The organism is Hydrogenophaga taeniospiralis CCUG 15921 (assembly GCF_001592305.1).
Classification (GTDB): Bacteria; Pseudomonadota; Gammaproteobacteria; order Burkholderiales; family Burkholderiaceae_C; genus Hydrogenophaga; species Hydrogenophaga taeniospiralis.
Map to the genome: position 1 here is coordinate 19846 of NZ_BCWR01000011.1, position 22271 is coordinate 42116.

The window sequence follows — 22271 nt, forward strand, 5'->3', positions numbered from 1 at the left end:
CCAGCGCGTCCCGTGCGCCGCAGGCCCCCGCCCGACCGGTTGTCGGCGCCGCAGGGCGCCGTGGCCAATGGACCTGGCGCGCTGCGCCCAGGCGCAAAAAGCGCGATTTCCGCATCCGCGGCCCCTTGAAACCCGGGCCTTGGCCCCTATTTGCTTCGCAAAGCTTTTTCTTGACCGCCTCGCAGAGGCCCTATCCGAAACCCCACGCTCATGAGCCCTACGCCCGAGAATCCCGCCAACCCATCGGTCCAGACGCCTGAAACCACAGCCACATCGGGCCCCGTGAGCGCAGCGGAAGCCCTCGCCGCGCAGGCCGCCGCCACGGAGGACGCCCAGGCCGCCATGGTCAACGAGTTGGCCACCCTCAAGGCGCAGAACGCCGACCTGGCCGACCAGTTCCTGCGCGCCAAGGCCGAGGCCGAAAACGCCCGCCGCCGCGCCGAAGACGAGATCAGCAAGGCCCGCAAGTTCGCGGTGGAGAGCTTTGCCGAAAGCCTGCTGGCCGTGGCCGACAGCCTGGAAGCCGGTCTGGCCATCCAGGAAGCCACGCGCGAGCAGTTGCGCGAAGGCTCCGAAGCCACGCTCAAGCAGCTCAAAAGCGCGCTGGAGCGCCACAAGGTGCTGGAGATCGCCCCGGCCGCAGCTACCCGGTTCGATCCCCACCAGCACCAGGCCATCAGCATGGTGCCGGCCGCCCAGGAGCCCAACACGGTGGTGGCCGTGCTGCAAAAAGGCTACCTCATCGCCGACCGCGTGCTGCGCCCCGCGCTGGTCACGGTGGCGGCCCCGAAATAGGGCTTTTGTGAGGGGTCGCCCTTGAAAACCGGCTGACTTATCCACACATCATCCACATCGCATTTACAGCGTCTTCACACCTTTTTCAACATTTCAACTTTCGTACCGGAGCAACAACATGGGAAGAATCATCGGCATCGACCTGGGCACCACCAACTCGTGCGTGTCCATCATGGAAGGCAACACCACCAAGGTGATCGAGAACTCGGAAGGTGCACGCACCACGCCGTCGATCGTGGCTTACCAGGAAGACGGTGAGGTGCTGGTCGGAGCAAGCGCCAAGCGCCAGGCCGTGACCAACCCCAAGAACACGCTCTACGCGATCAAGCGCCTGATCGGCCGCAAGTTCACCGAGAAAGAGGTCCAGAAGGACATCAACCTCATGCCCTACTCCATCGTGGCCGCCGACAACGGCGACGCCTGGGTGGAAGTGCGCGGCAAGCAGATCTCGGCCCAGCAGGTCAGCGCCGACATCCTGCGCAAGATGAAGAAGACCGCCGAGGACTACCTGGGCGAGCCCGTGACCGAGGCCGTGATCACCGTGCCGGCCTACTTCAACGACGCCCAGCGCCAGGCCACGAAAGACGCTGGCCGCATCGCCGGCCTGGACGTGAAACGCATCATCAACGAGCCCACCGCCGCGGCCCTGGCCTTCGGCCTGGACAAGCAGGAAAAGGGCGACCGCAAGATCGCCGTGTACGACCTGGGTGGCGGCACGTTTGACGTGTCCATCATCGAGATCGCCGACGTCGATGGCGAGAAGCAGTTCGAGGTGCTGTCCACCAACGGCGACACCTTCCTGGGCGGCGAAGACTTCGACCAGCGCATCATCGACTACATCATTGGCGAGTTCAAGAAAGAGCAAGGCGTTGACCTGTCCAAGGACGTGCTGGCCCTGCAGCGCCTGAAGGAAGCCGCCGAGAAGGCCAAGATCGAGCTCTCCAGCTCGGCCTCGACCGATCTGAACCTGCCCTACATCACCGCCGACGCGTCGGGCCCGAAACACCTGAACCTCAAGCTCACGCGCGCCAAGCTCGAAGCCCTGGTGGAAGAGCTGATCGAGCGCACCATCGCGCCTTGCCGCACCGCCATCAAGGACGCCGGCATCAGCGTGAACGACATCCACGACGTGATCTTGGTCGGCGGCATGACCCGCATGCCCAAGGTGCAGGAGAAGGTGAAAGAGTTCTTCGGCAAGGAGCCGCGCAAGGACGTGAACCCCGACGAAGCCGTGGCCGTGGGCGCCGCCATCCAGGGCCAGGTGCTCTCGGGTGACCGCAAGGACGTGCTGCTGCTCGACGTGACCCCGCTGAGCCTGGGCATCGAGACCATGGGCGGCGTCATGACCAAGATGATCGGCAAGAACACCACCATCCCGACCAAGTTCAGTCAGGTGTTCTCCACCGCCGAAGACAACCAGCCGGCCGTGACCATCAAGGTGTTCCAGGGCGAGCGCGAGATCGCCTCGGGCAACAAGCTGCTGGGCGAGTTCAACCTCGAAGGCATCCCCGCTTCGCCGCGCGGCATGCCGCAGATCGAAGTGACCTTCGACATCGACGCCAACGGCATCCTGCACGTGGGCGCCAAGGACAAGGGCACCGGCAAGGAAAACAAGATCACCATCAAGGCGAACTCGGGCCTGTCCGAGGCCGAGATCCAGCAGATGGTGAAAGACGCCGAGCTCAACGCAGCCGACGACAAGAAGAAGGTCGAACTCGTGCAGGCCCGCAACCAGGCCGAAGCCATGGTGCACAGCGTGAAGAAGTCGCTGGGCGAACACGGCGACAAGCTCGATGCGTCTGAAAAAGAAGCCATCGAAGCCGCGCTGAAGAACGTGGAAGAAGCCGCCAAGGGCGAGGACAAGGCCGACATCGAGGCCAAGACCGAAGCGCTCATGTCGGCCAGCCAGAAGCTGGGCGAGAAGGTGTACGCCGCTTCTCAGGCCGAAGCCGCCGCGGCGGGCGCCAGCGAAGGCGCGGGCCAGGCGAGTGCCGACAAGGCCAACGCCGATGACGACATCGTTGACGCCGAGGTGAAGGAAGTCAAGAAGGGCTGAGCGGCCGCCTGACGGCTCCACCCTGCCGCCGCGTCCGGGCAACCTGACGCGGCGTTTGTGTTCAAACAGAACTGCAACAGACCATGGCTAAACGCGATTTTTACGAAGTGCTGGGCGTCCCGAAAAACGCGTCGGACGATGAGATCAAGAAGGCGTATCGCAAGCTCGCGATGAAGCACCACCCCGACCGCAACCAGGGAGATGCCGCCAAGGCCGCCGAAGAGCGCTTCAAGGAAGCCAAGGAAGCCTACGAAATGCTGTCGGACCCGCAGAAACGCGCGGCCTACGACCAACATGGCCACGCCGGCGTGGACCCCAACATGCGTGGCGGCCCCGGTGCCGACGGTTTCGACGGCTTCTCGGGTGCGTTCGGCGACATCTTTGGCGACATCTTCGGCGGCGCGCGCGGCCAGCGCAGCGGCCGCCAGGTCTACCGTGGCGCCGACCTCTCCTACGCCATGGAGATCAGCCTGGAAGAGGCCGCCGCCGGCAAGGAAAGCCAGATCCGCATCCCCAGCTGGGACGACTGCGAAAGCTGCAAAGGCACGGGCGCCAAGCCCGGCACCAGCGTCAAGACCTGCACCACCTGCCACGGTCAGGGTCAGGTGCAGATGCGCCAGGGCTTCTTCAGCGTGCAGCAGACCTGCCCGCACTGCCACGGCAGCGGCAAGATCATTCCCGAGCCCTGCACCACCTGCCACGGCCAGGGCAAGATCAAAAAGCAGAAGACGCTGGAGATCAAGATCCCCGCCGGCATCGATGACGGCCAGCGCATCCGCAGCACCGGCAACGGCGAGCCGGGTCAGAACGGCGGCCCCTCAGGCGACCTCTACATCGAGATCCGCCTGCGCAAGCACGACATCTTCGAGCGCGAAGGCGACGACCTGCACTGCCAGGTGCCGGTGAGCATGACCATCGCCGCCCTGGGCGGCGAGATCGACGTACCCACGCTGCAAGGCAAGGCCACCATCGACCTGCCCGAAGGCACCCAGAGCGGCAAGACCTTCCGCCTGCGCGGCAAGGGCGTCAAGGGCGTGCGCGCCAGCTACCCCGGCGATCTGTACTGCCACGTGGCCGTGGAAACGCCCGTCAAGCTCACCGAGCACCAGCGCAAGCTGCTCAAGGAGCTGGACGAGTCGTTCAGGAAGGGCGGCCACAAGCACAGCCCGAACGACAAGGGGTGGTTTGAGAAAGCGAAGAGCTTTTTCAGCTGAGTTCGGCTGAGGGGTTCTGACATGCGAAGGGGCGACGGGTGACGGTCAGGTCCAATTGTTCGACGAAAATGATTGGATTGATACCTCGATAAAAAGACTCCCATGATTCAGTGTCAGCATTTGCCGATTGCCCCCTTCAAACAACGATCCATCTCAGCGCGCGGATGCTACTGGAGGGCACTCCGCCTTTGGATTGCTAGCATCGCCCTCGTGCAATTCACCGCCTGTGGAGGCGGAACAACAGCATCTGTGCCAGCCAGCAGTCCAGAGTCGCCTTTCGGAAAGACAGTGGCGACGGTCGACGATAGCGAAACCACGAGTCGGCGAGATGTCGTCTTAATGGCGGGGACGTCTCACGACAGTTTCTCGAGTGCCTCCAGGACGCCTCCGGCATACGGCCCCCAGTGGCTCCAATTCGCTAGGCGCTGGACGACAGTCAAAATGGGCGGCGGCGGCTACGTGCCCGGCATCGTCTACCACCCGACCGTCGCGAACCTGCGTTACGCACGCACCGACGTCATGGGGATCTACCGCTGGGACCACGTGATCTCGAGATGGACCGCGCTGACCGACGGCTTCAGCCGGCTCGACGGCAGCTACCAGGGCGCGGAGAGCATCGCCGTCGACCCGACCGACGCGAACCGGCTCTACATGACCGCGCGCATGGCCGTGAACATGGGCAACGGGCGCTTCTACCACTCGTCCAACCAGGGCAACACCTGGAGCTACGTCGACTTCCCGTTCCCCGTCGGTTCGAACAACCAGGGCCGCGCGATTGGCGAGCGCCTGGCGGTGGACCCGAACCTGCCGACGACGATGTTCTACGGCTCGCGCACGGCCGGCCTGTGGAAGAGCTCCGACCGCGGGCTGCACTGGAGCCAGGTCACGTCCTTGTCGTCGAAGGTGATGACGAACGACGAGATGAACAACGCCAATGGCGGCAACCCCGTCGGCGTGGAGTTCGTCGTCTTCGGCGCCCACGTGCCGACCTCAGGCTTCACGCCGAGCGGCAGCGCGACGCAGACGATCTACGTCGGCGTGGCGCCCGACTACAAGAACATGGCCGGGCTCTCGGCGTACCTGTACAAGTCGACCGACGGCGGCGCGAGCTGGTCTTCCGTGGCGCTTCCCGCGGCCGTGACCAGCGCCCCATTCGATGGGAACACGCTCCACATCCCGCACCTGGCGCGGTCCGCCGACGGCACGCTGTATGTTCCCTTTGCCTCCAGCTCGGGGCCAGGCAGCACCCACCCGTCGGCGCTCTACAAGTACGACGGCACCACGTGGACCAAACTGATCGCCTCGGGCGAGGGCCAGTACTACGGAGGCATCGGCGGCCTGTCGGTCCACGGCTCGGGCGCGTCGACCAAGGTGGCCTTCGGCGTCTCGGGCACCTGGGGCGACGCCGGCTGGATCCAGATCGCGATGCGTTCGTCCGACGCTGGCTCCACATGGCAGGAGTTTGGCCGCTCCGGCGACCTGGACGGCAGCCTGAACTACCACGACGGCACTGGCTACTGGGGATGGGTCGACGACCTGGACATCGACCCGTTCAATCCGGACCACGTGTCCTACGTGCTCGGGGGCGGCATCGTCTCGACCACTGAAGCTTTCTCGGCGGCGCTGCCGCGCTGGAGGTATGACGTCGAGGGCATCGAGGAGATGGTCAACCTGGCGATGGCCGTGCCGCCGCCGGGCGCGCCCTACGTGCTGGCCAGCGCCCATGGCGACACCGGCATGTTCGTGCACACTTCGCTGACGACGTCGCCGACGCGTTCACCGACGGCCCAGCTCAGCGCCAGCGGCGGCAACGGCACCGGCATCGACATGGCCTGGAACACGCCTTCCTTCATCGTCGCGGTCGGAACCTTCGGAACGTCCAAGGGGGTGTACAGCACGGACGCAGGCCTCACCTGGACGATCTTCCCGACCGTGCCGCCGGTGGCGGCATCCACCGGCGACGATTCCAAGGTCGCCGTCACGGCCAACGGCGCCAACATCGTCTGGGCGATCAAGGGCGAGGTTCCGTACTACTCAACCAACCGGGGCACGTCATGGACGGCCACGAATCTGCCGAAACCGGCGGCGGCCTATCACATCGTCGCCGACCGGAAGAACCCGCTGAAGGTCTATGCGTACGACCACGGCGGGAACTGGTGGTACCCCTCCAACAGCGCCCGGTTCTACTACTCGACGAACGGCGGACACACCTTCACCGCTGCTGCACGGACCTGGCAGCCCAACGGGTTCAACGTCACCGACCTGGCGGTGAATCCCTTCGTGGAAGGCGACGTCTGGCTGGCCGACGCGAACAACCTGTGGCATTCGGTCGATTCGGGCATCACCTGGACGAAGCTGAACGGCATGGCCACAGTGGGCGTGGAGTACACCAACGTGCATGGGGCCATCAAGGTCGCGCTCGGTGCGCCTGCCCCGGGATCGGCGCATTCAGCCGCGGTCTATCTCGTGGGCACCATCAACGGAGTCGACGCCATCTATCGTTCTGACAACATGGGCACGACTTGGGTCCGAATCGACGACGATCAACATCGCTATGGCGGTGTCAACGGGATCGCGGCTGACACCAGTATTTTCGGACGTGTCTATCTAAAGGGTCGCGGAATCAACTACAACACCAATGGACCTCAGCCAGACGCTCGCTTCAGGAGTCCACAAAATTTTGTTGACGGTGAGAAATAGTTTGCGCCCAGGCACATTCTCGATGTTTCAAAGGGTGGTTTGAGAAAGCGAAGAGTTTTTTCACTTGAGTCCGGCTGAGGGGTTCAGACATGCGAAGGGGCGACGGGTAACCGTCGCCCCTTTCGTCATTTGCAATCTGTTGGGCTTCCAATGATTGGCCGCGGTAGCCTATTCCTTCAACACCATGTCAATGCACATGACCGCCGCAACAATGAGAACCCGCGCACTGTCCGTGGAACCAACCGCGTTACTGATGGAAAGCATGTAATTATCGGCTGTCGTGAAAAGCTCCTTACCGACACCGGCCCACTTTTTGGAGACATGAGCCAGCTCGGCATTGCCTTTCACGAAACGAAAATCCCAGCTTGTCCACTTGCCTTTGAGCGTGCAAATGGAAGTTCCTTGGGCGTTCAGAACATCGAACTTTCCACCGATAGAAAACAGCTTCTGATTGAAATAACCAACAACGATATCATTTTCATCCAGAACCTCAACCTTGGAAAACAATAGCGAAATACCTCTTTTGACAGACAAGACCTTGCCACCCTCTGGCGTACGAATCTCTATGTTAAAAGGCGTCATCCGTTTGTAGTCGGTGAAGCGAAAGATCTTTGAAAATATTCCAAGATTTGGCTCTCTGCACTCAAGAACCTTTTGACCGGTCTGCGGGTCAAAAACATCGTAATTATTGGATGCCTTGAGCATGCCAACTTGTTCTTTCACCAAGAACTGATTTCTACCGAGCGACAAATGCATATATCCCTGTCATGTTGAATTGGAAACTCAAAAAGGACTCGGCAATCGCGGACATCAAGGGCCACCATCGCTCGCAGTCCGACTTTTTGACATCGGAGATCAGTGTAACAAGCGGTTACGACCGAGTCAGACGACGTTGAGCGCCGTCGGCGGGCATGGAGGTGTTCAACCCGTTGGCTGCAGCGAGGGCTCTTGGTGCCTGACGGAGGTGTTCCCAACAACCTGAACAGGCATGGCCATCCGATACCCGATATGCCTTGATCCATATGGCGAAACCGCCGCCAGCACCGATCATGGCGGCTCGTCCAGCCCCACCGCCAGCCCATGACAAACACCAGCCCACCCCCATCGCTCGACCGCCTGCGCGCCCTGCCGCGCGCCGAAGTCCATGTGCACCTGGAAGGCTGCCTGCCGGTGCCTCAACTGGAAGCGTGGGCCCGGCGCTTCGGCGAGCCGCTGCCCCGCCCGCCCGGGCAGTTGCTGCGCTTCGACGGCCTTGTCGACTTCCTGCACTTTCTGGACTGGGCCTGCGGCCTGGTGCGCACCCGCGAGGAACTGGCCGAGGCGGCCTACGGTTTCAGCCAGCGCCTGGCCGCGAGCGGCACCGGCTATGCCGACCTGATCTTCAACCCCACCCACTGGCGACCTTGGCACGGCCGCCTGTCGGCCATGATCGACGCGCTGGACGCAGGCTTTCACGCCGCCGAGCAAGACGGCCTGCCTCCCGTGGGCCTGTGCGTGAGCCTGCTGCGCACACAATCGGCCGACGCCGCGGTCGAACTGGTGGACACACTGGTGGCGCTGCGGCATCCACGTGTGGTGGCGCTGTCCATCGACGGCAACGAGGCCACGGCCGGGCACACCGGCCCACGCTTTGCCGAGGCCTTCCGCCGAGCAGGCGCGGCCGGCCTGAAGCGCACCGTGCACGCGGGTGAGTCCAGCGGCCCCGAAGGCGTGCGCGACGCCATCGAATGGCTCGGCGCCGACCGCATCGACCACGGCGTGCGCGCCATCGAAGACCCGGCGCTCATGGCCTTGCTGGCCGAACGGCAGATTCCCTTGGGCGTGTGCCCCACCTCCAACCTCAAGCTCGGCGTCTATCCTTCCATCGATGACCACCCGGTGGACCGGCTGCGTCGCGCGGGCGTGCCCGTCTCGCTCAACACCGACGACCCGGCCCTGCTGGAGACCACGCTCGAAGGCGAGTACGCGCTGTGCCAGGCCGCCTTCGGCTGGACCGACGCCGAGCTGCGCGCCGTGGCCCTTACCTCCATCGACGCGAGCTTCGCCAACGCGGGCGTCAAAACCCGGTTGCGCGAGGCCCTGAACCGCTGGTGAGCCCACGCCCGCACAGGCCAGGACGGCGCGCCGTAACATGCCGAGCATGAACACCCCAACGCACGATTTCATCCTCATCGGCGCCGGCATTGCCGCCGCCTCCACGGGCTACTTTCTCGCGCCGCACGGCCGCTGCGCCATGCTGGAACGCGAGGGCCAGCCCGGTTACCACAGCACCGGCCGCTCGGCGGCGCAGTTCATCGCCACCTACGGCACGCCCCAGGTGCGCGCGCTGTCGCGGGCGAGCGAGCCCTTCTTTCAGCACCCGCCCGAGGGTTTTGCGGGTGCGCCGCTGCTCACGCCGCGTGGCCTGCTCACGGTGGCCGGGCCCGACGAAATGCCCGCGCTGCAAGAAGCCTGGGCGGTGCTGCAGCAAACCAGCGGCACCGGGCGCTGGCTCAGTGCCGAAGAGGCGCTGGCGATCATGCCCGTGTTGCGCCCGGACAAGGTGAGCGCGGCCATCCTGGAGCCCGAGAGCTACGACATGGACGTGCACGCCATCCACCAGGGCTACCTGCGCGGCTTCAAGCACGCCGGGGGCGAACTGGTGACCGACGCCGAGGTGGTGGCCATTGAGCGCGTGGGCGATCTCTGGCAGGTGCGCACCGCGGCCGGTGGCGCGTACGCCGCGCCGGTACTGATCAACGCGGCGGGCGCGTGGTGCGACGTGGTCGCGGGCCTGGCGGGTGTGCCGCCCATCGGCCTGGTGCCCAAGCGGCGCAGCGCCTTCACCTTTGCCGCGCCCGCCGGCATGGACAGCAGCTGCTGGCCGCTGACGATGGCGGCCGACGAGAGCTTCTACATGAAGCCCGACGCCGGCGCCCTGCTCGCCTCACCCGTCAACGCCGACCCCACCACCCCCCAGGACGTGCAGCCCGAAGAGCTGGACATCGCGCTGGGCATGCACGCCATCGAGACCTGGACCACGCTCACGCCCCGCCCCACCCACACCTGGGCCGGCCTGCGCTCCTTCGTGGCCGATGGCGATCTGGTGGGCGGTTTCGACGCGAACGCGCCGGGCTTTTTCTGGTGCGCGGCCCAGGGCGGCTACGGCATCCAGACCAGTGCGGCGATGGGCGAGGCATGCGCGGCGCTGGCGCGGGGGCTGGGGCTGCCAGACCACATCGCCAGCGCGGGGCTCACCGAGCAGATGCTCAGCCCTACACGGAACCTCGCGCGCCCTTGATACTGCGCGGTCCGACCCAGGAACGCCATGGCCCACCCCTGCACCCACAGCTACCCCAGCACCCGCCTGCCGGTCTTCGCGCGCAACATCGTCAGCACCTCGCACCCAATGGCCGCGCAGGCCGGGCTGCGCATGCTGCTGCAGGGCGGCAACGCTGTGGACGCCGCCATCGCCGCCGCCGCGGCGCTGACGATCACCGAGCCGGTGAGCAACGGCCTGGGCTCGGACGCTTTCTGCATTCTCTGGGACGGCCAGCAACTGCACGGTCTCAACGCCTCGGGCACCGCACCGAAGGCCTGGACGCCCGACTACTTTCACCGCAAGTACAGCGCCGACGCCCCCACGCCGCCCAAGCGCGGCATCGACTCGGTCACCGTGCCCGGTGCCGTGGCGGGCTGGGTGGCCCTGAGCGAACGCTTCGGAAAACTGCCCTTCGGCGACCTCATGCAACCCGCCATCGAGCTGGCCGAGCGCGGCTGTGCGGTGCCGGTGGTCGTGCGGCAGAAATGGGCCGCGGCCACACCCGAGCTGCAAAGCCAGCCCGGCTTTGCGGAGCATTTCCTGCCCTGGGGCCGGGCGCCCGAGGTGGGTGAGCTGTTCAAGTTTCCGGCCGCCGCGCGCGGCCTTCGCGCCATTGCCGAATCCAGAGGTGAAGCCTTCTACTGCGGACCCATCGCGCAGGCGCTGGCGCGCTTCGCAGCGCAACACGGCGGCGCGCTGACCGAGGCAGATCTGGCGGCATTCCGCCCCGAATGGGTCACGCCCATCGGCCAGGACTACCGCGGCCACACGCTGCACGAGATCCCGCCCAACGGCCAGGGCATCGCGGCGCTGATCGCGCTGGGCATCCTTTCGAACTTCGACCTCGCCGCGATGCCGGTGGACAGCGTGGCCGCGCAGCACCTGCAGATCGAAGCCATGAAGCTCGCCTTCGCCGACGTCTACCGCTTCGTCGCCGAACCCGGCACGATGGACGTGAGCACCGAACAGATGCTCGACCCGGCCTACTTGCACGAACGCGCGAAGCTGATCGACCGGCAGCGCGCCCAGGACTTCGGCGCCGGCAACCCGGCCAAGGGCGGTACGGTCTACCTCACCGCCGCCGACGAGGGCGGCATGATGGTGAGCTTCATCCAGAGCAACTACATGGGCTTCGGCTCGGGCACGGTGGAGCCACAGTTCGGCATCAGCCTGCAGAACCGGGGCCACGGTTTCAACCTCAGTGCCGGCCCCGGCCGCAACACCGCCAACCTCGTGGCGCCTGGCAAGCGCCCCTTCCACACCATCATCCCGGCCTTCCTCACGAAAGACGGCCAGCCGGTGATGAGCTTCGGCGTGATGGGCGCCGACATGCAGCCGCAAGGCCATGTGCAGACGCTCGTGCGTTTACTCGACCACGGCCAGAGCCTGCAGGCCGCTTGCGACGCGCCGCGCTGGCGCTTCGACGCCGGGCTGCACATCAACGTCGAATCCGCCATGGACCCGGCCACGGTGCAGGGCCTGAAAGAACTCGGCCACCAGACCCGCAGCATCGACGACCCCTACCAGGACTTCGGTGCGGGCCAGTTCATCTGGCGGCTGGGTGACCCGGGTTCAGAAGGCTACGTGGCAGCGAGCGACCCACGGCGGGATGGGCAGGCGGTGGGGTTCTGAGCTACCGGAAGGCCCGTCGGTTCAGCGATTCAGTCGCCTCCTCCACAGCCACCGCCTCCGCAGCCATCGGAACCACTACCACCTGACCCGTCGGCGGACGAGGCATCACCATGGCCGTCTCCGAAGCCGTCCACCGAACCATCAATTGACGCGTCAGAAAATTCGCCCCCGCAGTAAACCGCGCCACCACTGGCATCACCGCCTTCGCGCCGCACCGAGCGGCAATCGGGAACGTAGCGGAACCCGCCCGGTATCGCCAATTTCGTGTCCAGCGCGAACAGCAGCGGCAAGCGGGATGCGGCCCGGGGGTTGATGTTCTCTTCCTTGCAGACATACCACCAGCACCGGCGCAGCCCGGCGTTGCCGCGTTGGGCGCGGCCCAGCACGACAGCCGGCGTGTGGTGCAAGAAACGGCCGAAAGCCTGGCGGCAGAAAGCGTCGTAGTTCTTCGTGTAGAGGATGAACTCGTGCCACAGGTCGTCGACCACCTGCGAGGGCATCGACACGAATTTGCGCCCGCTCTGCAGGTGGGCCAGAAAAAACTGCCGGAGGCCGTGCGCGACCAGTTGGCATTCTTTGGTGGTCAGGTTGGGGTGGCGCTTCTGCAGCCTTTCAAACAGGCCCTTGGGCAGCTCGGCATGGCGGATGAAGGCCTCCCGGCGCATCGCGAGGTAGCGGCGCCAGACCAGAGAAAAAACCACCACAAGGGCCGACGTGCCTGCCAGCAGCAGTGTGTTCATGGGCAATGCGGTCAACTCAGCGCTCCAGACAAAAGGATGGCGCAACCCCAGGTTGGCCGGATCAGAAAAACGCCCAATATGCCAGACACGAAAGGACGATGCGCTGCCGCCCCAGCGCGTCGAGGCCAGGCCCCTTCCGCTCACGGGCTCCAGCAGGTCGGCCTCGTTCTCCCAGCTGATGACCACATCACCCTGAGCTTCGCCGCCGTACTTGCGCATGGCATATTCCCCGCCGCGGCCATGGCCCCATCAAAACAATCAAATGGCTCCATTGGATTGTTTTCGATATTGCCAAAGGATCACCCGCTCAAGGCGCAAGACCCAGTACGTCCAGCACCGCCATCAGGTCAGCGCCGGTGTGCTCGGGCCGGGGGCCGATGGTTTCGAAGGGCAGGCCCTGGCGGTTGATCCACAGGGTGGTGAAGCCGAACCAGGCGGCGCCCAGCACGTCCCAGGCGTTGCTGGAGACGAACAGCACGTCCGTCTTCTCGGCCGCGATGTGGCGAGCCACCTCGCCATACGCCACCGGCATCGTCTTGAACTGGCGCACGCCGTCGACCGAGATCACGTGGTCCAGCAGATCGCCCATGCCGGCGCTGTTCACAGCCGAAGCCAGCATCTCGGGGTTGCCGTTGGAGAGGACCGCGGTCGTCATACCCTGCCGGTGCAAGGCCTCCAGCACGCCGCGGTTTTCCGGGAAAGCGCTGAGTTGTGCGTACTGCGCCATCAGCGCTTCTTCGTTCGCCTCCGAGAGCGGCAGGCCCAGGCGCTGCAGGGCGTAGCGCAGGGACTGACGGGTCAGATCCCAGAACGGCCGGTAGTGGCTGCTGCCCCGCTCGGCATCGGGGTCGCTGAGGGAAATCAGGCGCGTGTATTCGATCTGTTTGTCGCGCCACAGCGCCGACAGCGCGGCCCCCTGGCCGGGGTACAGGCGCTCGGCCAGCGCGCCGATGGAATACACGTCGAACAAGGTGCCATAGGCATCAAAAACCACCGCTTGAATCGCCATGGGATGGCCTCCGCCAGATCGGGTTTCACACAGCACAGGGCCACCGGGCCGGCAGGCCTGTGCTGTTGCATTCTGCCCCGATGGGCCCTGTGCGCGGCGATCCGGGCGGAAGGCCTCACCGGCACGTGCGCCATTCGGAAGGCCACCGCAGGCATGGGGATAAGATGGCCCGCATGAACGTCCACATCCGATTCCTCGGCGGTGCCGGCACCGTGACCGGCTCCAAGTACCTGGTTGAACACGATGGGCAGAGCCTGTTGGTCGACTGCGGTCTGTTCCAGGGCTACAAGCAGCTGCGCCTGCGCAACCGCAACCCGCTGCCGGTGATGCCCAACCACATTGGCGCCGTGATCCTGACGCATGCGCACCTGGACCACAGCGGCTACCTGCCCCTGCTGGCCAAGGAGGGCTTTCGCGGCAAGGCCTGGACCACGCCCGCCACGCGCGACCTCGTGCAGATCCTGCTGCCCGACAGCGGCCACATCCAGGAAGAAGACGCCAACTTCGCCAACCGCAAGGGCTTCAGCAAACACGCGCCCGCCCTGCCGCTCTACACCGAGAGCGACGCGCTGGACTGCCTCAAGCTGATCCGCACCGTGCCCACGCATCAGGTGTTTCAACCGCTGCACGGCTGGAAGGCCAGCTTCACCAGCGCGGGCCACATCCTCGGCGCGGCCAGCCTGCTGCTGGAAGTGGGTGGCCGGCGCATCCTGTTCTCGGGCGATCTGGGCCGGCCCGACGATTCGCTGATGAACCCGCCCGATAGGCCGCCCGCGGCCGACGTGGTGGTGATCGAGTCCACTTACGGCGACCGCGAGCACCCGGAGGAAGACGTGCTCGCCGAACTCGGCCCGGCGCTGGCGCGCGTGGCCGCGCGCGGCGGCACGGCCGTGGTACCGGTGTTCGCCGTGGGCCGTGCACAGGAGATCCTGCACGCCATCGTGCTGCTCAAGGCCAACGGCGTGCTGCCCCACAGCCTGCCGGTGTACCTGGACAGCCCGATGGCCATCCACACCACCGATCTGTACGAGCGCCACATCGGCGAACACCGGCTCAGCGCCGCGCAGTGCCGCGACATGGAGCACGTGGCCAAGATGACGCGCTCGGCCGACGAGTCCAAGGCCATTGCGCAACAACACGGCCCCAAGATCGTGCTCGCCGCCGCCGGCATGGCCACGGGCGGGCGCGTGTTGCACCACCTGGTGCAATACCTCGGCCACCACCGCAACATGGTCGTGCTCACCGGCTACCAGGCGCCCGGCACACGCGGCGCCAGCCTGTCCGACGGCGCGACCAAGCTGCGCATCCACGGCCAGGACGTGCCCGTGCGTGCCGAGGTGGTGCAAATGCAGTCGGCCTCGGCGCACGCCGACGCCAGCCAGCTCATGGACTGGCTGCGCGCCTTGCCCACCGCGCCGCGCCGCGTGTTCGTGACGCACGGCGACATGGGCGCCTCCGACGCGCTGCGCCACCGCATCGAAACCGAGCTGCGCTGGCAGGCCCTGGTGCCGGAACACGAATCGACCTGGAGTGCTTGAGTTGAAACATGCCCTGCGACTGGCCGCCCTGGCCATCACCCTGCCCGCGTTCGCACAGACCGCCCCGCCCGATTTCACCCAGTGCATCGACGGCTTGCAGGGCACTGCCCGTGCGGCCGGGGTTTCCGAATCGGCCTACCGCCGCTTCACCCAGGAACTGCAGCCCGACATGAGCGTGATCGAGAAGCTCGACTTCCAGCCCGAGTTCCGCACCCCCATCTGGGACTATCTCGCCGGCCTGGTGGACGACGAGCGTGTGGCCGAGGGCCGTGCCCTGCTGGCGCAGCACGCCGAGACCCTGGAGCGCGCGCAGCAGCGTTACGGCGTGGACCCGGCCACCGTGGTGGCGGTGTGGGGGGTCGAGAGCAACTTCGGCCAGAGCTTCGGCAAATACCCGCTGGTGCAGGCGCTGGGCACGCTGTCGTGTTACGGGCGGCGCCAGGCCTATTTCCGCACCGAGCTGTACGCCACGCTGCGCATCCTGCAGGCCGGCCACATCGCGCCCGAGCGCCTGGTCGGCTCCTGGGCCGGCGCCTTTGGCCACACCCAGTTCATGCCCAGCACCTTCGAGCGGCTGGCGGTGGACTTCGACGGCGACGGCCGGGCCGACCTAATGGACAGCACCCCAGACGCACTGGGCTCGACCGCGAACTTCCTGGACAAGGCTGGCTGGCAGAGCGGCCAGCCCTGGGGTTTTGAAGTGAAGCTCCCCGAGGGCTTCAACACCGGCGGCGAAGGCCGGCGCAGCAAGCGGAGCATGAGCGAATGGAGCGCACGCGGCGTGACCCGCGTGGACGGCTCGCCGCTGCCCGCCAACCTGGGCAGCGCCGGCCTGATGACGCCCGCCGGCCCCGGCGGCCCGGCGTTTCTGGTGTTCAAGAACTTCGACGCGATCTACAGCTACAACGCCGCCGAGAGCTACGGCCTGGCCATCGCCCACCTGGCCGACCGCCTGCGCGGTGGCGGCCCCTTCGTCACCCCCTGGCCCACCGACGACCCGGGCCTCTCACGCGCCGAACGCCGCGAACTGCAGGGCCTGCTGATCCTGCGCGGCCACGACATCGGCGAAGTGGACGGCATGCTGGGTGAAAAGAGCCGAATGGCGATCCGCGCCGAGCAGGAGCGGCTGGGCCACGAGGTGAACGGGCGGGGTGGACAGAAGCTGTTGCAGGCGCTGCGCGGCGGGTAGGCTGGCTCAGCAGCCCGGATCGACGATGTTGGTGCAATGCCCACACTCTGCATTGCTGCGGCCGTTCGGAACAGGTTTGCTGCAAGCGAGATAACAAGCCTGCGATGCTTCGTACGCCTGCTTCATTTTCGCGCATGCGGCCTGACGGGCGGCCAGACCAACGGGTTCTTCGGACGGCAAGACAGACACCGGCGGCGTTTTGTTGACCACCGGCTTGGACGCCGGTTTCTTCACTGGCGGTGGAGGCGCCACGAACCGGTTCATCAGGTTGGGCTTGCGCACCTTCACCTCCTCGACCTTCTCCCGATCAGAACCTGGCCGGTTGTCGTCGAAGTGGGTACGCCCTTGTTCATCCACCCATTGGTAGATCTCGGCCTGGGTGGCGGTACAGGTGAGCCCCCACAGCAAGGGCAGCAGCGTCGCGGCGCGAATGATGGAGTTCATGGTTCTTCACACCCACCCGAACTGCGCCCGCACGTCGCGCGCCGTCACATTGACGGGCGCGGTGGGGGCCTGGGTGTATTGCCGCAGGTTGGGCGCTCGCACGCCGCCGCCGTCCTGGCCGAGCACGGCCACACCCTTGACGCGCCAGCCCAGTTCCCTGAGCGCGGCCACATAGGCCAGTGCGTCCGGGTACTCCACGGTGTCGGTCTTGTTGGCGTTGGGCGAAAGGCAGAACAGCACCGCCTCGCAGCGCGCGCGGGTCACCTCCACCACGAACTGCTCAACCGTGGTCCGGGTGTCCTGCAGGGTGCCCACGCGGGCATAGAAGCGCGTTGGCCGCCGGGCACCCTGGATCAGGATGTCGCGCACACTGCGGTTGAAACAGCCCGTGAGGCTGCGCACCAGGGAGGCTTTGCGGGTGTTGGGGTTGCCGATGACGATGTAGGCGTCCATGGGAATGCACCGGGCCTCAGCCCAGCTTCACCGCCGTGCCGCTGACGGCGACCATCATCATGCCGTTGGTTTCGCCCATGACCTCGTAGTCGAAGTCGATGCCGATCACGCCGTTGGCGCCCATCTCTTTCGCGGCGTCGATCAGTTCCTCCAACGCCGCATCGCGCGCCCCGGCCAGCGCGCGCTCGTAGCCGCCCGCGCGTCCGCCCACGACGTCGCGGACGGAAGAGAACATGTCGCGAAAGATGTTGGCGCCGATGATGGCTTCGCCGTTGACCACACCGAGGTACTGTTTCAGATCGATGCCGGGTGGCGTGGTGGTGCTGAGGAAAAAACCGTCGGTGGATTTCGAAAACCAGCCCATGTGAACTCCCGTTGGATGGGTGAGTGGGATGCACCAGCAGGTGCCTGCGGTTTCATTGTGCCAGCGGCCAAGCACCCCCTCACCCCAACCCTCTCCCGCGTGCGGGAGAGGGAGCCAGACAGACCCTTCACCAGAGTGACACCAGCTTCCCGCCCTGCAGCCCCCAGGCGTGTTGCGCCATGGCGCGCGCCTCCTGTTCGTCGTGGGTGACGAGGATGGCGCTCATCCCGGCTTCGGTGATGCGTTCGCGGAACTCGGCGCGCAGCTGTTCGCGCAGCGTGGCGTCGAGCGCGCTGAAAGGTTCGTCGAGCAGCAGGGCGCGCGGCTGCGTGATGAGCGCGCGCGCCAGCGCGACACGCTGCTGCTCGCCGCCCGAGAGCGTCCAGACCTTGCCCAGCGCGTGACCGGCGAGGCCGAAGCGCGCGAGCATGGTGCGCGCCCGCTCCCGCGCCTCGCTGCGGCGCACGCCCTGCTCCACCAGACCGAAGGCCACGTTGTCCTGCACGTTGAGGTGAGGGAACAGCGCAAAGTCCTGGAACATGAGCGCAAAGCCGCGGCGCTCGGGCGGCAGGGCCGTGATGTCCACGCCGTCGAACCACACGCTGCCCGCCTCCGGCGCGTCCAGCCCGGCCACGATCTTGAGCAGGGTGCTCTTGCCGCTGCCCGAGGCACCGAGCAGGGCCACGGTTTCGCCCGCGGCCACGCGCAGGCTCACGCCGTCGAGCAGCGGGCGGTGGTCCCATTGTTTGCGGATGTCGCGCAGTTCAAGCATGGGTGCCATTGTCCTTGCGCGCAGGGCCTTCGATCAGGGTGAACGCGGCCAGCGCCAGCCCCATCAGCACGCAGGCGAGCACCAGCGCCGCATCGAGGTTGGCGGCGCCAGGGCGACCCAGGTGCTGGTAGATCAGCGTCGTGAGCGTGGTCCATTCGGGCCGCGAAAGGAACAGCGTGACGGCGAACTCGCCCAGCGCGGTGGCGGCAGCGAAGGCCATGCCACGGCGCAGCGCGGGCGCCACCAGCGGCAGCGTGACCCGCCACAACACACGCCATGGCCGGGCGCCCAGCGTGGCCGCGGCCTGCGCGTAGCTGGCGGGCAGGCTGTCGAGCGCGGCGGTGAGCGACTTGGCCACGAAGGGGTAGGCCAGCAGCGCATAGGCAGCCACCAGCAGGGCGAGGCTGGCGGTCCAGTCCGGGTAGAGCAGCAACAGGCCGAAAGCCACGGTCACTGGCGAGACCACGAACGGCAGGAAGGCCGCGGCACGCCAGGCCAGCGCGAGCGCACCGCGCGCCTCGCTGGCGTGGCGCTGCAGGCTGGCCGCGTCCAGCGCGCGCACCGCCAGCGCGTGCGTGAGGCCCAGCGCGGTGGCCAGGGTCAGCGCCATGGCGGTGAAGCGCAGCGTGTTCCACAAGGCCGCGCGCGTGTCGGCTTCGAACAGGACCACCGCGCCCTGCCCACCCAGCAACGCCTGCGCCGCGCGCCACACGATGGCCAGCAGCGGCGCGGCGCACACCACGAACAGCACCGCCAGCGCGCCCGCCACCGCCGCCCACTGCGCCGCGCTGCGGGGACGCTGGCGTGCCACCGGCGACACGCGGCCGGGCGCCGCGAGCCGCTTTTCCAGCCAGGCGTAGGCCAGCGCCACGGCGCCGGTCAGCAACAGCATCCAGACCGCGAGCACGCTCGCCTGCCCCAGCGCCAGCTCGTGCGCCACCAGGGTGTAGATCTCGACTTCGACAGTGGCGTAGTCCTGCCCGCCCAGGATCAGCGCCAGGCCGAAGCCGGCAAAGCAGTAGAGGAACACCAGACACAGCGCCGATGCCAGCCAGGGCGCGATCGCCGGCCATTCCACGCGCCAGAAGGCCCGCCAGGGCGTGGCGCCCAGCGTGCGCGCGGCGGCCACGCGCGGCGCGCTCACCTGCTCCAGCGCGTCCACGCCGGCGCGCACCACCACACAGAGGTTGAAAAACAGGTTGCCGTAGAGCAGCAGCCAGGGTGTGTCCACCAGGTCGATACCAACCCCGGCCAGCGGCGCACCCAGCAGGCCGCGCGGCCCCCAGAGCGCCAGCACGCCCAGCGCGGCCACCAGGGTGGGCACCACGAAGGGCAGCATCAGCAAGCGCAACACCAGCGAACGGCCCGGAAACGCCAGCCGCGCCAGCACCCAGGCCACGGGCAGACCCAGCACCAGGGCCAGCGCACAGGTGATCGCCGCCTGGGCCAGGGACCACAACACGCGCCAGCGCAGGAAGTCGTCCTGCCAGACGTCGAGCCAGCGCAGCGGCTCGCCATCGGTCCATTCACCGCCGCCCAGCCCTTCGACCAGCAGCCGCAACACCGGCGCCACCAGCAACAGCGCCAGAAAGACCAGCGGCAGCGCGGGCAACAGCCAGCGGGCTGGCAGGCGCGGCATGGGGTTTATTTCAGAACCACCTTGGTCCAGCGCTGCAGCCAGGCCTTGGCTTTCTGATTCGCTTCGGCGCTCGCAGGGTTGTCAAACGCGGTGGGCTCACTCGCGTGCGCCTTCATCACGTCCGCCCGGGCCGCGCCGGCTTCGGCCGGGAACATCCACATCGTGGTCTGCAGCGCCTGCTGGGCCGGGGCCGAGCGCAGGAACTCGATGAACTGGCCCGCGGCTTCTTTGGCCGCCGGGTTGCCCCCCTTGACCAACGCCACGCCCTCGACCTGGCGGAACACGCCGCCCTTGAGGAACAGGTTGGCGGTGGGCGATTCGCTCAGCTTTTCCTTGGCGTAGAACACCTCGGCCGCCGGGCTGCTGGCGTAGCTGACGACGATGGGCCGGGTACCGCCGTTGCGCGTGAACTCGGTGTAGTAGGCCTCGGTCCAGCCCTTGACCACCTTCACGCCGTTGGCGCGCATCTGGCCCCACCATTGGAACGCGGCCTCTTCGCCCAGGCCGGCGATGGTGGCGAACACGAAGGCCTGGCCGGGGCTGGAGGTGGCCGGGTTCTGCACCACCAGCAGCTTGGCGTAAGCGGGCTTGGTGAGGTCTTCGAGCGAGGTCGGCAGCGCCAGGCCCTTGCTGGCGAACCAGGCCTTGTCGATGTTGAGGTTCACGAAGCCGTAGTCCACCGGCACCACGCCCGAGACCACACCGGTCTTGTCGGCGCCCTCGGCCATGGCAGCGGCCGACGGGCGCTGCGCGGCGGGGCCGGTGTAGGCGTCGAGCACCTTCGCGGCCGTGGCGCGCGGCAGCAAGGTGTTGTCGATGCCGTAGACCACGTCGGCGATGGGCTTGGCCTTGGTGAGGATCAGCTTGTTGACCATCTCGCCAGCGTCACCCGCCTTGACGATCTGCAGCTTCACGCCCGCGTCTTTCTCGAACTGCGCCAGCAGCTCCTTGGGCAGGTCGAACGAACCGTGGGTGAGCACACGCAGTGGCACCGCCTGCGCCCATGCCGAGGGCGATGCGCCCAGCGCCGCGAGGGAAACCGAAACCAGTGCTGCCGAAAAAAAACGCCGTTGCATGGGAAGCCGCCTTGTCAAAAAGAACGCCACGGGAAGCGTCTGACAGGGACGGCAACGCACGCATCGGCGGCCGGCTGGTCACGCTCCCTACGCTGGCACGATCCAGATCAGGTGAGAGGGGTATTTCTCAGCCGTTGCCCGCTGTACTGCGGGCCCGGCACCCCCGGTGAAGCTGCAAATTGTAGACCCCGTGCGCTTCGCCAAGCCCTGTGTTACCGTGGCCTGGGCCCGCAGCCACTGCGCGGCCCACCCGCGAGATTGCCTCCTCGGCCCCGCATGCCCCGTCCCTGGTTCCCATGGAAGCGCTGTGCCCGTTCGATCAGAACCGTTTCACACCGCACATCCACCATGAAAAGAACCCCGCATGCCCGGCTACGAAGTCCGACACCAGACGGTCACCATCGGCGGCCTGGACTACGCCGTGCGCTCCCTGCTCGACAACCAGCAATACGCTGACCCGCATGGCAGCGCCGAAGACGCGGGCATGGGCGCCTCGGGCTGGCCGCTGTTTGGCCAGGTCTGGCCCTCAGCGCGCGTGCTGGCGCTGGCCATGCACAGCCACGCCATCGAAGGCAAACGCGTCCTGGAGATCGGCGCCGGCCTGGCGCTGGCCAGCCTGGTGATCCACCGCCGCGCGGGCGACGTGACCGTGACCGACTGGCATCCGCTGACCGAGGCCTTCCTGCACGAAAACCTGCTGGCCAATGACCTGGGCCCGCTGCCCTACCAGCCCGGCAACTGGGCGCTGGACGACGCCAGCGGCGCCAGTGGCCTGGGCCGATTCGACCTCATCATCGGCAGCGACGTGCTCTACGAACGCCAGCAGCCGGCCCAGCTCGCGCGCTTCATCGACCAGCACGCCAGCGCGGGCGCCGAAATCATCATCGTGGACCCGGACCGCGGCAACCGCAGCGCCTTCTGCCAAGCCATGGCCACGCTCGGCTACGGGCTGCACATGCAGGCCGCCAGCCGAACGCTGGAAAGCGGCGAGGCGTACAAGGGGCGCTTCCTGACGTTCACGCGCTGACGACGCGGGCACCTGCCGAACGCCGGGGGCCGGGCCATCGGTCACACCGGCACCCGCCCACAAAAAAAGGCCCCGCAAGGGCCTTTTTTGTGGGACCGCCGCGGGGGCGATCGGTACGGCTCAGCCGCCCTTCTTCGAGCGCTTGCCCGGGTTCTTCTTGCTGCGCGTGGCCACGCCACGTTCCAGGCTGACGCGTTGGCCGCGGCCGGGGGTGGTCAGGGAGACGCCAGCAATGGGCTTGGGACGGGGGGTGGCTTTGCGGTCGGCTTCGGTGACGATTTTGTTGCCCATGTCGGATCCAGACAGAAATTGGTTGAAAACC

At 66.7% G+C, this 22271-nt stretch carries 20 protein-coding genes and 1 riboswitch; of the genes, 10 read left to right on the forward strand and 10 right to left on the reverse strand.

Annotated elements, in window-relative coordinates; genetic code table 11:
• The first annotated feature begins 210 nt into the window (after window positions 1–210).
• From grpE to HTA01S_RS14335, 4 genes are all read left to right on the forward strand, one after another.
• The gene (gene grpE / locus HTA01S_RS14320) at window positions 211–795 is read left to right on the forward strand and encodes a nucleotide exchange factor GrpE (protein WP_068172873.1); all 585 of its coding nucleotides are present in this window, start codon (window positions 211–213) and stop codon (window positions 793–795) included.
• 118 nt (window positions 796–913) lie between these two features.
• Window positions 914–2851, forward strand: coding sequence for a molecular chaperone DnaK (gene dnaK, locus HTA01S_RS14325; RefSeq protein WP_068172874.1), 1938 nt, complete (start codon window positions 914–916; stop codon window positions 2849–2851).
• Window positions 2852–2934: 83 nt separating this feature from the next.
• Window positions 2935–4065, forward strand: coding sequence for a molecular chaperone DnaJ (gene dnaJ / locus HTA01S_RS14330; protein ID WP_068172875.1), 1131 nt, complete (start codon window positions 2935–2937; stop codon window positions 4063–4065).
• 441 nt (window positions 4066–4506) lie between these two features.
• The gene (locus HTA01S_RS14335) at window positions 4507–6765 is read left to right on the forward strand and encodes a beta propeller repeat protein (RefSeq protein WP_068172883.1); all 2259 of its coding nucleotides are present in this window, start codon (window positions 4507–4509) and stop codon (window positions 6763–6765) included.
• 168 nt (window positions 6766–6933) lie between these two features.
• Here HTA01S_RS14335 and HTA01S_RS14340 read toward each other — a convergent pair whose 3' ends face one another.
• On the reverse strand, window positions 6934–7521 hold the full coding sequence (locus HTA01S_RS14340) for a phospholipid scramblase-related protein (RefSeq protein WP_068172885.1): 588 nt from the start codon (window positions 7519–7521) through the stop codon (window positions 6934–6936).
• Window positions 7522–7845: 324 nt separating this feature from the next.
• Here HTA01S_RS14340 and add point away from each other — a divergent pair, with 324 nt between their 5' ends.
• The 3 genes from add to HTA01S_RS14355 are packed head-to-tail and all read left to right on the forward strand — an operon-like array spanning window position 7846 to window position 11698.
• Window positions 7846–8859 (forward strand): adenosine deaminase, encoded by a 1014-nt coding sequence (gene add / locus HTA01S_RS14345; RefSeq protein ID WP_068172891.1) that lies wholly within the window; start codon window positions 7846–7848, stop codon window positions 8857–8859.
• Window positions 8860–8905: 46 nt separating this feature from the next.
• A complete protein-coding gene (locus HTA01S_RS14350) occupies window positions 8906–10045 on the forward strand; it encodes an NAD(P)/FAD-dependent oxidoreductase (RefSeq protein WP_068172894.1) in 1140 nt (379 codons plus the stop codon).
• Window positions 10046–10072: 27 nt separating this feature from the next.
• The gene (locus HTA01S_RS14355; protein WP_068172897.1) at window positions 10073–11698 is read left to right on the forward strand and encodes a gamma-glutamyltransferase family protein; all 1626 of its coding nucleotides are present in this window, start codon (window positions 10073–10075) and stop codon (window positions 11696–11698) included.
• Window positions 11699–11727: 29 nt separating this feature from the next.
• On the opposite strand, the gene HTA01S_RS14360 is transcribed toward HTA01S_RS14355, so the two are convergent.
• Both HTA01S_RS14360 and HTA01S_RS14365 read right to left on the reverse strand, forming a co-directional pair.
• Window positions 11728–12657: a glycine-rich domain-containing protein gene (locus HTA01S_RS14360; RefSeq protein ID WP_245638095.1), complete on the reverse strand. Its 930-nt coding sequence runs from the start codon at window positions 12655–12657 to the stop codon at window positions 11728–11730.
• A gap of 88 nt (window positions 12658–12745) precedes the next feature.
• Window positions 12746–13447, reverse strand: coding sequence for a haloacid dehalogenase type II (locus HTA01S_RS14365; protein WP_068172906.1), 702 nt, complete (start codon window positions 13445–13447; stop codon window positions 12746–12748).
• A 173-nt stretch (window positions 13448–13620) separates the two neighbouring features.
• On the opposite strand from HTA01S_RS14365, the gene HTA01S_RS14370 reads away from it, so the two are divergent.
• Complete coding sequence (locus HTA01S_RS14370) at window positions 13621–14985, forward strand: MBL fold metallo-hydrolase (RefSeq protein ID WP_068173490.1); 1365 nt, start codon at window positions 13621–13623, stop codon at window positions 14983–14985.
• Between the two features lies 1 nt (window position 14986).
• The gene (locus HTA01S_RS14375) at window positions 14987–16174 is read left to right on the forward strand and encodes a lytic murein transglycosylase (RefSeq protein WP_407656112.1); all 1188 of its coding nucleotides are present in this window, start codon (window positions 14987–14989) and stop codon (window positions 16172–16174) included.
• 6 nt (window positions 16175–16180) lie between these two features.
• Here HTA01S_RS14375 and HTA01S_RS14380 read toward each other — a convergent pair whose 3' ends face one another.
• From HTA01S_RS14380 to HTA01S_RS14405, 6 genes are all read right to left on the reverse strand, one after another.
• On the reverse strand, window positions 16181–16618 hold the full coding sequence (locus tag HTA01S_RS14380; RefSeq protein ID WP_068172909.1) for a DUF4124 domain-containing protein: 438 nt from the start codon (window positions 16616–16618) through the stop codon (window positions 16181–16183).
• A 6-nt stretch (window positions 16619–16624) separates the two neighbouring features.
• A complete protein-coding gene (locus HTA01S_RS14385) occupies window positions 16625–17071 on the reverse strand; it encodes a hypothetical protein (RefSeq protein WP_068172912.1) in 447 nt (148 codons plus the stop codon).
• Window positions 17072–17087: 16 nt separating this feature from the next.
• Window positions 17088–17435: a heavy metal-binding domain-containing protein gene (locus HTA01S_RS14390; RefSeq protein WP_068172914.1), complete on the reverse strand. Its 348-nt coding sequence runs from the start codon at window positions 17433–17435 to the stop codon at window positions 17088–17090.
• A 127-nt stretch (window positions 17436–17562) separates the two neighbouring features.
• On the reverse strand, window positions 17563–18207 hold the full coding sequence (locus HTA01S_RS14395) for an ABC transporter ATP-binding protein (RefSeq protein WP_068172917.1): 645 nt from the start codon (window positions 18205–18207) through the stop codon (window positions 17563–17565).
• Entirely contained in the window at window positions 18200–19846 is a 1647-nt protein-coding gene (locus tag HTA01S_RS14400) for an ABC transporter permease (RefSeq protein WP_068172918.1), read from the reverse strand. The genes HTA01S_RS14395 and HTA01S_RS14400 overlap by 8 nt, the downstream gene beginning before the upstream one ends.
• Window positions 19847–19851: 5 nt before the next feature.
• Window positions 19852–20922 carry a thiamine ABC transporter substrate-binding protein gene (locus tag HTA01S_RS14405; protein ID WP_068172923.1) on the reverse strand — a complete coding sequence of 357 codons (1071 nt, stop codon included), beginning with the start codon at window positions 20920–20922 and terminating at the stop codon, window positions 19852–19854.
• Window positions 20923–20988: 66 nt separating this feature from the next.
• Window positions 20989–21097: riboswitch (TPP riboswitch) on the reverse strand.
• Window positions 21098–21286: 189 nt separating this feature from the next.
• On the opposite strand from HTA01S_RS14405, the gene HTA01S_RS14410 reads away from it, so the two are divergent.
• Entirely contained in the window at window positions 21287–21949 is a 663-nt protein-coding gene (locus tag HTA01S_RS14410) for a class I SAM-dependent methyltransferase (RefSeq protein ID WP_068172926.1), read from the forward strand.
• Window positions 21950–22069: 120 nt separating this feature from the next.
• Here the strand turns inward: HTA01S_RS14410 and HTA01S_RS25555 are convergent, their stop codons facing one another.
• Window positions 22070–22240 (reverse strand): hypothetical protein, encoded by a 171-nt coding sequence (locus HTA01S_RS25555; protein ID WP_169804780.1) that lies wholly within the window; start codon window positions 22238–22240, stop codon window positions 22070–22072.
• Window positions 22241–22271: the final 31 nt, after the last annotated feature.

What these genes read in the sequence shown, in the direction of transcription:
- grpE (WP_068172873.1), top strand. Translation starts at nt 211, where the DNA reads ATGAGCCCTACGCCCGAGAATCCCGCCAACCCATCGGTCCAGACGCCT.
- dnaK (WP_068172874.1), top strand. Translation starts at nt 914, where the DNA reads ATGGGAAGAATCATCGGCATCGACCTGGGCACCACCAACTCGTGCGTG.
- dnaJ (WP_068172875.1), top strand. Translation starts at nt 2,935, where the DNA reads ATGGCTAAACGCGATTTTTACGAAGTGCTGGGCGTCCCGAAAAACGCG.
- HTA01S_RS14335 (WP_068172883.1), top strand. Translation starts at nt 4,507, where the DNA reads ATGGGCGGCGGCGGCTACGTGCCCGGCATCGTCTACCACCCGACCGTC.
- HTA01S_RS14340 (WP_068172885.1), bottom strand. Translation starts at nt 7,521, where the DNA reads ATGCATTTGTCGCTCGGTAGAAATCAGTTCTTGGTGAAAGAACAAGTT.
- add (WP_068172891.1), top strand. Translation starts at nt 7,846, where the DNA reads ATGACAAACACCAGCCCACCCCCATCGCTCGACCGCCTGCGCGCCCTG.
- HTA01S_RS14350 (WP_068172894.1), top strand. Translation starts at nt 8,906, where the DNA reads ATGAACACCCCAACGCACGATTTCATCCTCATCGGCGCCGGCATTGCC.
- HTA01S_RS14355 (WP_068172897.1), top strand. Translation starts at nt 10,073, where the DNA reads ATGGCCCACCCCTGCACCCACAGCTACCCCAGCACCCGCCTGCCGGTC.
- HTA01S_RS14360 (WP_245638095.1), bottom strand. Translation starts at nt 12,657, where the DNA reads ATGCGCAAGTACGGCGGCGAAGCTCAGGGTGATGTGGTCATCAGCTGG.
- HTA01S_RS14365 (WP_068172906.1), bottom strand. Translation starts at nt 13,447, where the DNA reads ATGGCGATTCAAGCGGTGGTTTTTGATGCCTATGGCACCTTGTTCGAC.
- HTA01S_RS14370 (WP_068173490.1), top strand. Translation starts at nt 13,621, where the DNA reads ATGAACGTCCACATCCGATTCCTCGGCGGTGCCGGCACCGTGACCGGC.
- HTA01S_RS14380 (WP_068172909.1), bottom strand. Translation starts at nt 16,618, where the DNA reads ATGAACTCCATCATTCGCGCCGCGACGCTGCTGCCCTTGCTGTGGGGG.
- HTA01S_RS14385 (WP_068172912.1), bottom strand. Translation starts at nt 17,071, where the DNA reads ATGGACGCCTACATCGTCATCGGCAACCCCAACACCCGCAAAGCCTCC.
- HTA01S_RS14390 (WP_068172914.1), bottom strand. Translation starts at nt 17,435, where the DNA reads ATGGGCTGGTTTTCGAAATCCACCGACGGTTTTTTCCTCAGCACCACC.
- HTA01S_RS14395 (WP_068172917.1), bottom strand. Translation starts at nt 18,207, where the DNA reads ATGCTTGAACTGCGCGACATCCGCAAACAATGGGACCACCGCCCGCTG.
- HTA01S_RS14400 (WP_068172918.1), bottom strand. Translation starts at nt 19,846, where the DNA reads ATGCCGCGCCTGCCAGCCCGCTGGCTGTTGCCCGCGCTGCCGCTGGTC.
- HTA01S_RS14405 (WP_068172923.1), bottom strand. Translation starts at nt 20,922, where the DNA reads ATGCAACGGCGTTTTTTTTCGGCAGCACTGGTTTCGGTTTCCCTCGCG.
- HTA01S_RS14410 (WP_068172926.1), top strand. Translation starts at nt 21,287, where the DNA reads ATGCCCGGCTACGAAGTCCGACACCAGACGGTCACCATCGGCGGCCTG.
- HTA01S_RS25555 (WP_169804780.1), bottom strand. Translation starts at nt 22,240, where the DNA reads ATGGGCAACAAAATCGTCACCGAAGCCGACCGCAAAGCCACCCCCCGT.